This window comes from Staphylococcus sp. HMSC056G08, assembly GCF_001812305.1.
Taxonomy (GTDB): Bacteria; Bacillota; Bacilli; order Staphylococcales; family Staphylococcaceae; genus Staphylococcus; species Staphylococcus simulans.
This window is the reverse complement of sequence record NZ_KV808450.1, coordinates 83,802-95,512: the sequence shown is the minus strand read 5'-3', so window position 1 is coordinate 95,512 and position 11,711 is coordinate 83,802. Positions and strand designations below refer to the sequence as shown.

Sequence of the window (11,711 nt, the reverse complement as noted above, 5' to 3'; positions counted from 1 at the left end):
TTCTTATACTCATCTTGTGTTAATGGCTTAGAATCACTTGCGTTAATAGGTTGGTTGAATTTAAGTTCAACATCGTCATATTCTTGGTTACCAAGCATTCTTGATTTCGTTGATGACTTCACAATGACACTTTGTGTATTGTTTGGAACTGCGAATTGTAATTTAGCTGTTTCTGCTTTCTTATCGTAGGCAGTGACTTGTGTATTTAATTTATGGTTCTCTTGATAAACATCAAATCTATCCCAAATTGTTGGAATGTCTAATGTTAATTCAACAGTTGATGCTTTATCACCTTTTATAAATTGAGCAGGTTGTTTAATATTTGATGCATGGAAGAATGCTTCTTCGTCAGTATTGGGTTTAACGACTTTAAACTCTACTGGGTAACGCTCTTCGTTTGCGTGAGGATCTTGTAAAGATGGTTGTTTTATTGCTTCTTGTACTGAGACTTGATTTGTTGGTGCTGCTGTTGCTTTTTCTGTTTGTGGTGCTTCTTGTTTTGGTGCTGGTGTTGTTTCAACTTTCTCAGGTGTCGGTTTTGAGTCTGTTTGAGATTGTGCTGTAGATGCTGCTTGTGGTTTATTTGCTTCTTTCTCTTTTGACTCAACTGTTTTTGGCGCTGAAACAGGTGTCGCGTTTGGTGTCGTCGAAGTGCCGCTATCCGTTACAGTAGTCGGTGCTGCTGCGTTTGATACGGGGGCTTCTTGTTCAGCTGCTTGTGCTTGTCCTCCTCCTAAGAAGATCACTGCACCTACAGCTATCGAAGCTGCTCCGACAGTAAATTTACGAATTGAATATTGGTACGCTTTCTGGTTGGCATGGTTCATAACTGTTCTCTCTTTGTTGTTTCTCACGTTGATAACGCTCCTAATCATTAATTTTTACACCAATAATGATAATCATTCTCATTAACAATGTATAAAGGGAGTATAGCACACCCTTAAATCAATGTCATTACTATTATTTATGTTTTTTAAAGTAGTTAAAATGACACTATTATATTTGAGTTATTATTAAATATTTATAGTTCGAAGAAGTTTTGAAGCGCTTTGACATTACGCATATCAAGCGGATAGTGGTGTTTGACCTTCCCTTCATGAAATTCCGCAACATAATCTGCGCTGTTTATAATCAATTCATAATCATGTGTAATGACCAGAATTGTATACCCTTGGCCTTTTAATTGTCGTAATTCTGTCGCAAATTCAGACATACGTTTGCCATCTAAACCACTGGTTGGTTCATCAAATACTAAAATAGGTCTGCCGCTTTCTTTAGCACTCGCAATCGCCAGTCGCTGCATTTCTCTGTTTGAAAGTGATAAGGGATGTTTATCACGATGTTGTTTTAAATCAATTATATCTAACGCATGTACTAAATCAGCATCTGGCATATTACGATGACTGAATCTGATTTCTTCTTCTACAGTTTCACCGAAAAGTTGAGACTTTACATTTTGAAAGACTTGATATACATCGTGCTTCCACTGTTTTTGACGTATTTTATGTGTGCCGTTCATAATCACTGCGTCTCTATTTAACTTAACTGCACCCATTAATGCTTTCGCGAATGTAGATTTCCCTGCCCCATTGTGGCCGACTATCGCTGTTATCGCACCTTTATGTAAATCAAATCGCTCAATATTTAAATCTAATGTTTCTTTTTTCTGATAGCGATATTGCCAGTTTTGTATAGGTATCACATCGTGTGATGAAGGTTCTGATCGTTTTGGTCGTAGTCGTGTTAAATCTGTCGCTCGTAAACCATGTGCTTTTAATTGTTTTAGTTCTAATTGACGAAAATCATCTTGATTCCACGCTTTAGTAATCTGACCTGATTCAATTAAGATAAAACGATCTGCCAAATCTAATAAATAATGCAGACGATGTTCCGCAATAACAATCGTCTTCCCTTGTTGCTTCCAAGATTGAATCATACGTGCTAATTTTTGAACGGCTTTGAAATCTAAATTTGAAGAAGGTTCATCCATGACAATAAGCGCTTGTCCTGCGATTTCAATACTGATACAGGCAATCATTTGTTGTTGACCACCCGACAATTCAAAGACATTACTTTCTAGTAAATCATTAATTTGATATTGATCTACTGCTCTAATAATTCGTGATTGAATTTCTTCTGGGTCTGTATAGTAATTTTCTAATTCAAAGGCAAGTTCATTTAATACATGTGTACAGAAGAATTGTGATCTAGGATTTTGAAAGATACTGCCGATTTGGCGACTTAAATCTTTGAAAGCATAGTCCTTCATGTTTTGTCCTGCGATGACAATATCTCCTGCGATTTCACCTGAGAAAAACTGAGGAATTAGCCCGTTGATTAATCTTAGTACTGTTGATTTTCCGCATCCTGATAATCCTGTTAAACAGACCACTTCGCCAGGACGAATAGTTAAATTAAAATCTTCTAATGCATTTTTATCTGAAGCACTGTAGCTGAAAGTTACATTGTTAAATTGAATCATTTGAGCCTCCCTCTTATATAACGTAATAAAATAAAACAAGTAAAATTAAGAATCCTGCGATAGTTTTGTCGATTGCAGTCATTTTAAATACAATGAGTGACGTACGTGCAGCGTCTACAGACAGTCCTCTTGTTAAAGAAGCGGCTGTCAACTCATTTGAAATTTTGACCACTCGATTAATTAACGGTACAATACGCATTTCGGTATAACGTATCGGATGTAGAAACGCTTGAAGTGTCGTCATACCCCGCATACGCATCGCATGTTTAATGTTTTGCGATTCTTGATAGACCACAGGAAGAAAACGAAACATGACCGCTAAAGGAATCGTCAACACATTGGGAAACTTCATTTTCTCTAATGCACTAATGAACATTTCAACTGACGTTGTTTTAAATAAGACAAATCCCATTAAAGCAGCAGGTAAAAAACGTGTAAGCAAATTGGCTATTATAAATATCAAACTATACACAACCGCATGGTAATCTCTCAATTGGAATGTTTCGATATACCATCCAGTAAAAAGAATAAAAAAGCATAATAAGCCAGCTTTATAATAATGTAGATAAAGCAGACAAAATGTAGGTATCAGAATAATTACAAGTCGTGGAAAAACTGCATAACCTGTAGTAGTCCCTGTTAAAGCAATAAAAGAGATCAATACCATGCTTAACAATTTTATTCTTGGATCAATTTGAGTATTGATCATGACACCATACCTGCACGTACAAAATGTTTCTTAAATAGAATTCTTGCGATAACAATTCCGATAACAGCACCGACAATACAAGTCATTAAAATGATAGGTAAGGTTTGTAGTGTGAATAATTTATCAAGTAGTGCTGTATATTCCTGTCCTCTTTTTTGTTCGAGATAATCGAAAAAGGATTGTCTTGCGAAGTAAAACGGAAGCAAACTGCCGAGTGACCAAAATGAAAAAACAATATAACCGATACTTAATGTAAGCCAATGACAATAGTTGCCGATCTTCATAATTAAATCAGCTAGAATCGGTAATGGAATACCAGTAATTAATGCGAGCCCTGGGTGACCCATAATAAACAATACTAAGCTCACTACAATACCACTGATACTTAAAGCACCAAACTTTTGTGTTTTAGCTACCAACAACATAATAGGTACACTGCCAATAATCGCAAATAATGCAGGTAAGAAAAACATAATCACTGGCACTATCCCCGCAATACCTACAGGTGTAATTAACACAAAAAATATTGCAGTAAAGAGCCCGATGTTAATTAAATCTTTAACTTCTAATTTCTCACGTTGCATGCATGTATCTCCTCCTTAAAAATCTGTTGTTAAATTTATCGTGTGAATATAACTTAAACATAGTTTACCACCATTGATAATGATTCTCAATTACGTATTTCAATCAAAAATTACTTTCATTTAGTAAAAGGTATATAAAACAATAAAATAGAAATAACTGCTTATCTGAGCTTTAAATTATTCAAATCCATTTAGAAATCCACATTAAACCAGTACATTCTATCCTATCAATCAGACTATTCATTTTCTACTACAATTAAAATCTCTCTATATAAACTATGTTTAGATTTAAATTTATCCTCGTACACATAGCCTAGTATACTAGCTAATTTATATATTTTAACTTTTTTGCTTTGCAAAATTAGATTCACATCTAAAATATAAAAGGGGCTGGATTTATGTCCCAGCCCCACTCTTTTTAAATGATATTCTAATATACTCTATAATATGCTTGGTTACCCCACCAAGCTTTTTTCGCAGATGCACGTGCTTGTTTTCCAGCAGTGGTATAGCCACTATCTGAACGATATTTGCCGATTGCTGTAGAATCATGACCATAACTATTATGTGTGTAATATGACCAAACATATGTTGAGCCTATTCCATGACTCCATTTTCCACCTTCTGCCCATTCGTAAGCATTTGCAATTGTAGTTGTTCCCATTCCTAGTAATAAAGTGGCAATAATTATTGTTCTAGCAACATACTTTTTCATGAAAACACCGTTTTTTAAAACGTTCTCTATCTATTAAAAAATAATATACAATAAAAATCCGCTAGCGTCAATAAATTTTCTGAATATTCTTACATTAATAAGCCTTTTCGTAATAATTATCATATTCTGAATATTCTATTGATTTAACTGTGATTTCGTGCTATGATTACGTCATTAAATCAATACGCTTTAGTTCGGTAGAGAGTGAAAGCGTTGATGGAAGTGAGGAACTATAAATGGAATACATCGAATACCAAGATAAAGTGCTTAAACGAAAAGATTTGGAACTCCGCTTTTTAAAATATTTCCAATCTCATCAATATGAAGTGATAGACCTGCATTTTATTGAACGTTTGAATTGGCAACAGTTGACGCAAGATGATTTAGAAAGTATGGGAACGCGCAGTATTTGGAAAAATGGTCAAAATTTCTTTGCGCTTCGTAATGACTGGACAGATCAACTTCAACATTATGTCAGAACGTATGCTTTAAATTTAAAACAAGCCGTATATGCAGGCCCTATCGCAAACAATGAACATATCAGCACAAACTTAGGTATTGAAGTATTTCATCCGACTTACCAAGAAATGTTGACGAGCTTTCAGTTAATGTTGGGATTTGTTCAAAAGGAAATGAAACGCGAGGTAGATTTTGCGGTGATTGGTCATTATCAACTGTTATCGTTGTTGCTTAGTGAAGAAGAACGCACACCAAAAATCTTACAATTGATTAATGAACGTAACCTTTCTGAACTTAATCAGCAGTTGCCTAAAGGTCATAAACTTTTAGGTTTATTGAAACAACCGACTCATTTGCAACTGGATTATATTCGAAATATTATCCCTAACGATCATCTGACATACTTATCTTTATTACGATGGTCAGAAGAATTGAAACGTGCAGGCATCCAAACGATTCACTTAGATGTAACAACAATGCCACCGAAAACTTACTATATCGGCAGCTTTATGCAGCTGTTTGAAAATAGCCAGTCTGAACCGATAATGTCAGGCGGTCATTACAGTGGAACAATCAATGGTTTCGGTTTTGGGATTCAATTAGATTAGGAGGAACAAATTATGTTAACGATTGCCCTCAGCAAAGGGAGATTACTCAAAGACTTCATCGCATTTTTAGAACGCAACAACAATCCTATATGGGCAGAAGCTTTACATCAACGTGAACGTAAGCTGCAGATTACCGTAAAAGATATTAAATTCATTTTAGTTAAAGGAACAGATGTCCCTACTTATGTTGAAGAAGGTATCGCAGATTTAGGGATTACCGGCAGTGATATCTTAAGTGAAAAGCCAAATCATAATGTGAATAACTATATCGATTTACCGTTCGGTCAATGCCACTTTTCTGTAGCAGCCAAACCTGGTGTGACAGATATAAATCGTGTTGCGACGACTTACGTTAATACTACACGCCAATATTTCAACCAACTCGGTCAAGATGTCAGCATCATTCCTTTATCTGGATCAGTGGAACTCGCAGCTGTCGTCAATATGGTTGATGCTATCGTGGATATCGTCCAAACAGGGACAACACTTAAATCTAACGGATTAGAAGAACGTGAACAAATTGGTAATGTAAATGCGAGATTAATTACCAATAAACATGCTTTCTTCAGTAAATCAGACGCTATTAATCAATTCATTACACAACTGGGGGTTTCTATACATGCTTAATAAAACTGAATTTTATGCGCGTTTCCAAAACGTTTCAGATATCGAACAATCATTAATCGACCAAGTCAACACAATCATTCAAAACGTCAAAAAGAATCAAGACAAAGCCTTATTTGACTATAATAAACAATTTGACGGTGTCGAACTTTCACAATTAGAAGTACCGCAAGCGGATATTGAAGCCAGCTTGACTCAAATCTCACCAGAATTACGTGAAGCTTTGACACAAAGCTTTGAAAATATCAAAGCATTCCAAGAACGTATCAAACATGAAGATGTCATCGGTGAATACACAAGCGAAATTTATAACCCGCTTGAAAGTGTCGGTATTTATGTTCCAGGCGGTAAAGCCGCTTATCCTTCGACTGTTTTAATGACTGCGACACTTGCTAAAGTTGCAGGGGTCAAAGAAATTATCGCAGTGACACCTCCACAAGCTGAAGGCATTAAACCAAGTATTCTAGCAGCTTGTAAAATTGCGGGTGTCGATCGTATTTTCCAAGTCGGCGGTGCACAAAGTATTGCGGCGTTAGCCTTTGGTACGGAAACTGTACCTAAAGTTGATAAGATCGTCGGACCAGGTAATCAGTTTGTTGCGTTAGCGAAACAATTACTTTATGGCTATGTCGGTATTGATCAAATCGCTGGACCAAGTGAGATTATGATTATCGCAGATGAAACATCTCGTCCTGAATTTATTGTTCAAGATATCTTAGCACAAGCTGAACACGATGAGCGTGCACGTACTTTTTTATTATCTACAAGTCAATCTTTATTAGAAGAAGTAGAAGCGTTATTACCAGAGGCTATCAACAACGCCCCAAGAAAAGCGATTATCGAACCAAGTGTACGAGACTTCCACTACCCTATTTTGACTGAAAGTATCGAAGATAATATAGAAATCGCAAACTATGTCGCACCTGAACATTTATCAATTCAAACAAAAGAACCTGACTATTACATCAACAAAATCAAATATGCTGGCGCAATGTTCTTAGGTTCTTATGCACCTGAAGCTTTAGGCGATTATAATGCAGGTCCAAGCCACGTCTTGCCTACTAACCAAACATCCCGCTTCACAAACGGTTTAACAGTCAATGACTTCCTCACAAGTCACTCTGTAATCCGTTACGACCAACATGCCTTCAACAACCTTGCAGAAGGCGCTATGACAATCGCCCATGAAGAAGGCTTATACCAACATGAAGCCTCAGTTAAAGTCAGAGTAGAACAGGAGGAATCATAATTGATTTATATTGATAAAAACGAAAGCCCGATTCCTGCACTTTCTAAATCAGAAATTGCAGAAGTCATTAATCATACAGATTTTCGCGTCTATCCAGAAACACAATATAATGATTTTCTTAAAGCATACGCGGATTTTTATAATTTAAATACCAATCAAGTTTTAGCTGCGAACGGATCTGATGAATGGATTCAAAAATGTATGTTAGCTCTGCCAGAAGGCCCAGTACTTACGTTAAGCCCAGATTTTGTTATGTATACCGAATTTGCGCGCCAAACTGAGCGTGACATTGAATATGTCTCATGCGACCAAGATTTCCGCTTCTCACTCGAAACGATTTTAAACCGTATTGATGACGTTCAACCTGCGTTCTTTATCATGAGCGTGCCACATAACCCAACAGGCGAACAATATCCTTTCAATTTCTTGAAAGCTATCAGCGACAAAATGAAAGCACTTGGCGGTTACTTTGTCATTGATGAAGCTTATATTGAATTTGGCGAACCGATTGAAGTAGCGTTAGAAGATCATATCATCGTCATGAAAACATTAAGTAAAGCCTTCGCGTTAGCTGGCTTACGTATCGGTGTCGTGATTTCAACACCAAAAACGATTCAATTATTAAATCGTTTCGCACACCCGTATCCGATGAGCACTTTATCTTTAACACTAGCGGAAACATTATTTAAAGATACTAAACGCGTTATGAATCTGATCGCAGAACAACGTTACTTATGTCATAAACTTAATGATATTTTCAAACCGTATCACAGCAATGATTTAAAAGTGATTCCATCTAAAGCAAACTTTGTCTTCACATATGGACCAAAAGCACGCAGTTTAGGTGAATACGTGATGGAACATGGTTTTAAACCACGTATTTATGATGAACCTGAATTAAATGAAGCTGTCCGTTATTCTATTGCGACAGATCAAGAACTCGATCAACTCTCACAAATCATCAAGGAATGGAGTGAACAAAATGACTTATCATAAAACACGCGCAACTAAAGAGACCTCTATAGAAGCAACGCTAGATTTTACCAATCAATCAGAAACATCGATTTCAACAGGGGTTGGCTTCTTAGACCATATGTTGACTTTGTTCAGCTTCCATAGCGGTATTGCCCTTCAGTTAAAAGTTGAGGGTGATACCTATGTTGATGATCATCACACAACAGAAGATATCGGAATTGTGTTAGGTCAATTATTATTAGAAGCTGTTCGTGATAAAACATCTTTTACACGATACGGTACTTTCTATATTCCAATGGATGAAACGTTAGCACGTGTCGTTACAGATATCAGTGGACGTCCTTTCTTATCATTTAATGCCGAATTCTCTAAAGAGAAAGTCGGTACATTCGATACAGAACTTGTCGAAGAATTCTTTAGAGCGCTTGTGATTAATGCCCGTTTGACAACACACATTGATTTAATCCGCGGCGGTAATACGCATCATGAAATTGAAGCGATTTTTAAAGCCTTTGCGCGCAGTTTAAAAATCGCACTTTCAGAAAGCGATACACAAGGTGTGCCTTCCTCTAAAGGAGTGATTGAATGATCGCGATTGTAGACTATGGTGTCGGAAATATCAAAAATGTTCAACGCGCGGTCAATCACTTAGGCTACGATGCACAACTGACAAGCGATTTTGACACAATTAAAGAAAGCTCGCATATTATCTTACCAGGTGTCGGTCATTTTAAAGATGCGATGACAGCACTCAAAGCTTCTGGCCTAAATAAGTTACTGATTGAGCTTCAAGACAAGAAACCGATGATCGGTATTTGTTTAGGTATGCAGCTGATGTTTGAACACAGTAATGAAGGCGATGTAGAGGGTTTAGGTATGATTCCTGGTCGTGTCGTGCCGATTGATACACCATACCCTGTACCGCACTTAGGTTGGAATAATTTAGAAAGTAAACACCCTCTTTTAGATAAAGACGTTTACTTTATTCACTCTTATTACGTTCAAACACCTGCACCGATTATTGCGACAGCGGAATATGGTCTGCCGATTACCGCCATTGTCCAAAAAGATAATAAAATCGGTATCCAATTTCATCCAGAAAAAAGCGGTGATTTCGGATTAGCTATTTTAGACCAAGCATTGAAAGGCGGTTTTATTCATGATTGAAGTATGGCCAGCAATTGATTTAATCGATTCACAAAGTGTGCGTTTAACTGAAGGTGACTATGAAACGAAAGAAGCGATGGCGAGAACTGCAGAAGAAGCCGTTCAATTCTATAGTCGTTATAAATGTGTGAAACGTATCCATGTTATCGATTTAATCGCTGCGAAAACTAAACAACCTGTTGAAGCGGATTATATTGAACAACTTGTTGGTTTAACAGATTTGCCAATTGAAGTTGGCGTCGGTATCCGTTCTACTGAAACGATTGAAGATTATTTCAATAAAGGTGTCGCTTATGTGATTGTCGGAACGAAAGGTATTCAAGATACCGCATGGCTTAAAACAGCTGCTGAACAGTTTCCAAATCGTATTTACCTATCTGTAGACGCTTATGTTGACGAAATCAAAGTTAACGGATGGTTAGAAGAAACAGGATTGAACTTATTTGAATTCGTTAAGACCATTGAACACTTACCGCTTGGTGGCTTGATTTATACAGATATTTCGAAAGACGGTAAATTAGAAGGACCGAACTTCGAATTAACGAAACAGCTTGCGCAAGCGACTGCCCTACCCGTCGTCGCATCTGGCGGAATCCGCAGTTCTGATGATTTGAAGCGTTTAGAAGCGGATGGTGTACATGCGGCCATCGTCGGCAAAGCTGCGAATACTGAAGCCTTTTGGGAGGGATTAGAATGATAAAAAAGCGTATCATCCCTTGTCTTGATGTCAAAGACGGTCGTGTCGTCAAAGGTGTGAAGTTTAAAGGGTTGCGTGATATCGGCGACCCTGTGGAAATGGCAGCGTACTATAACCAAGAACTAGCAGACGAACTTGTTTTCTTAGATATTTCACGTACTGAAAGTGGTCATCAAATGATGTTAGATATTATCGAAGAGACTGCTTCTAAACTGTTTATCCCATTAACCATCGGCGGCGGTATCAATTCTGTTGAAGATATCTCTATCTTGTTAAAACATGGTGCAGATAAAGTTTCATTAAACTCTAGCGCATTAAGAAATCCAGAATTAATTGCGGAGGCAAGTCAGAAATTCGGTACCCAATGTATTTGCGTCGCAATTGATGCGAAATGGGAAGAAGATAAACAAGATTGGTTCTGTTATACACATGGCGGTAAGCAACGTACAGATAAACGTACTTTAGACTGGGTTCAAGAAGTCGAAGCATTAGGTGCTGGTGAATTGCTTGTGACTAGTATGGATTACGATGGTGTCAAACAAGGTTTTGATCACCGCTTATTATCATTAATCAATGACCGTGTATCTATTCCGATTATCGCTTCAGGCGGTGGCGGCAATGCGCAACACTTTGCGGATTTATTTAAGGAAACTGATGTCTCAGCCGGCCTCGCTGCCAGCATTTTCCATGATAAAGAAACAACCGTCGGCGCTGTGAACGCATTTCTAAAAGAAGAAGGAGTTGAAGTCAGATGGCAATAACACCAGACTTTTCAAAAGGATTAGTACCCGCAATCTTACAACACTATCAAACTAAACAAGTGTTAATGCTGGGATATATGAATGAAGAAGCGTATCAAAAGACTTTAGAAGATAAAGTGTGTTGGTTTTATTCTCGAAGCAAAGAACGCCTATGGAAAAAAGGCGAGTCTTCTCACAACTACCAACATGTCGTTGATCTTAAATTAGATTGTGATCAAGATACAATATTAGTCTTCGTCAATCCAGATGGTCCAACTTGTCATACAGGTTCAACGAGTTGTTTCAATACAGAAACACCTTTCTTTATCGATAGTTTAGAAGACATTGTGCAATCACGCGCAAACAGCGATGATGACAAATCATATACACATTACTTATTGAATGAAGGTATTGAGAAAATCACGAAGAAATTCGGTGAAGAAGCATTTGAAGTTGTGATTGCTGCTATGAAGAATGACCAAAAAGAATTAGCTAATGAAACAGCTGACGTCTTATATCACCTCTTTGTGTTACTCCACGCTTGTGGTGTAACTGTAGATGATGTGAAACAAGTTTTACAAAGCAGACATCAAAAAAGCGGTAATTTCAAAGGTGAACGTAAATCTGTTCAAGACTGGTAAAAATTGTTTTAAATAAGCATTTAAAAAGCATGCGTTTGAGCTCAATCCAGAGCTTCAAACG

At 37.2% G+C, this 11,711-nt stretch carries 14 protein-coding genes; 9 read left to right on the top strand and 5 right to left on the bottom strand.

Annotation, left to right across the window (positions count from 1 at the left end; all coding sequences use genetic code 11):
- From HMPREF2846_RS14350 to HMPREF2846_RS04280, 5 genes are all read right to left on the bottom strand, one after another.
- Window positions 1–854 (bottom strand): YSIRK-type signal peptide-containing protein (locus HMPREF2846_RS14350; RefSeq protein ID WP_176745467.1); only part of this gene is annotated, 854 nt, incomplete at its 3' end.
- Between the two features lie 167 nt (window positions 855–1,021).
- Complete coding sequence (locus HMPREF2846_RS04295; RefSeq protein WP_070625845.1) at window positions 1,022–2,482, bottom strand: ABC transporter ATP-binding protein; 1,461 nt, start codon at window positions 2,480–2,482, stop codon at window positions 1,022–1,024.
- 13 nt (window positions 2,483–2,495) lie between these two features.
- On the bottom strand, window positions 2,496–3,191 hold the full coding sequence (locus HMPREF2846_RS04290) for an energy-coupling factor transporter transmembrane component T (RefSeq protein ID WP_060803863.1): 696 nt from the start codon (window positions 3,189–3,191) through the stop codon (window positions 2,496–2,498).
- A complete protein-coding gene (locus HMPREF2846_RS04285; protein ID WP_070462612.1) occupies window positions 3,188–3,775 on the bottom strand; it encodes an MptD family putative ECF transporter S component in 588 nt (195 codons plus the stop codon). Before HMPREF2846_RS04285 ends, HMPREF2846_RS04290 begins: the two co-directional genes overlap by 4 nt.
- 430 nt (window positions 3,776–4,205) lie before the next feature.
- Window positions 4,206–4,490, bottom strand: a complete 285-nt coding sequence (locus tag HMPREF2846_RS04280; protein WP_023015830.1) for a lactococcin 972 family bacteriocin — start codon at window positions 4,488–4,490, stop codon at window positions 4,206–4,208.
- A gap of 236 nt (window positions 4,491–4,726) precedes the next feature.
- On the opposite strand from HMPREF2846_RS04280, the gene HMPREF2846_RS04275 reads away from it, so the two are divergent.
- From HMPREF2846_RS04275 to hisIE, 9 genes are read left to right on the top strand one after another with little or no spacing between them, the layout of a single operon-like run.
- Window positions 4,727–5,557, top strand: a complete 831-nt coding sequence (locus tag HMPREF2846_RS04275; protein WP_070625842.1) for an ATP phosphoribosyltransferase regulatory subunit — start codon at window positions 4,727–4,729, stop codon at window positions 5,555–5,557.
- A 12-nt stretch (window positions 5,558–5,569) separates the two neighbouring features.
- Window positions 5,570–6,184 carry an ATP phosphoribosyltransferase gene (gene hisG / locus HMPREF2846_RS04270; RefSeq protein ID WP_070625840.1) on the top strand — a complete coding sequence of 205 codons (615 nt, stop codon included), beginning with the start codon at window positions 5,570–5,572 and terminating at the stop codon, window positions 6,182–6,184.
- The gene (hisD, locus tag HMPREF2846_RS04265; RefSeq protein ID WP_023015828.1) at window positions 6,177–7,430 is read left to right on the top strand and encodes a histidinol dehydrogenase; all 1,254 of its coding nucleotides are present in this window, start codon (window positions 6,177–6,179) and stop codon (window positions 7,428–7,430) included. Before hisG ends, hisD begins: the two co-directional genes overlap by 8 nt.
- Complete coding sequence (locus tag HMPREF2846_RS04260) at window positions 7,431–8,426, top strand: pyridoxal phosphate-dependent aminotransferase (protein WP_070625838.1); 996 nt, start codon at window positions 7,431–7,433, stop codon at window positions 8,424–8,426.
- Window positions 8,413–8,994 carry an imidazoleglycerol-phosphate dehydratase HisB gene (gene hisB / locus HMPREF2846_RS04255; protein ID WP_023015826.1) on the top strand — a complete coding sequence of 194 codons (582 nt, stop codon included), beginning with the start codon at window positions 8,413–8,415 and terminating at the stop codon, window positions 8,992–8,994. Before HMPREF2846_RS04260 ends, hisB begins: the two co-directional genes overlap by 14 nt.
- Complete coding sequence (gene hisH / locus HMPREF2846_RS04250; protein WP_070625837.1) at window positions 8,991–9,572, top strand: imidazole glycerol phosphate synthase subunit HisH; 582 nt, start codon at window positions 8,991–8,993, stop codon at window positions 9,570–9,572. The genes hisB and hisH overlap by 4 nt, the downstream gene beginning before the upstream one ends.
- Window positions 9,565–10,269 carry a 1-(5-phosphoribosyl)-5-((5-phosphoribosylamino)methylideneamino)imidazole-4-carboxamide isomerase gene (gene hisA, locus HMPREF2846_RS04245; protein ID WP_070625835.1) on the top strand — a complete coding sequence of 235 codons (705 nt, stop codon included), beginning with the start codon at window positions 9,565–9,567 and terminating at the stop codon, window positions 10,267–10,269. The genes hisH and hisA overlap by 8 nt, the downstream gene beginning before the upstream one ends.
- Window positions 10,266–11,030: an imidazole glycerol phosphate synthase subunit HisF gene (hisF, locus tag HMPREF2846_RS04240; RefSeq protein WP_070625834.1), complete on the top strand. Its 765-nt coding sequence runs from the start codon at window positions 10,266–10,268 to the stop codon at window positions 11,028–11,030. The genes hisA and hisF overlap by 4 nt, the downstream gene beginning before the upstream one ends.
- Window positions 11,021–11,650, top strand: a complete 630-nt coding sequence (gene hisIE / locus HMPREF2846_RS04235) for a bifunctional phosphoribosyl-AMP cyclohydrolase/phosphoribosyl-ATP diphosphatase HisIE (RefSeq protein WP_057510971.1) — start codon at window positions 11,021–11,023, stop codon at window positions 11,648–11,650. The genes hisF and hisIE overlap by 10 nt, the downstream gene beginning before the upstream one ends.
- The last annotated feature ends 61 nt before the right edge of the window (window positions 11,651–11,711 follow it).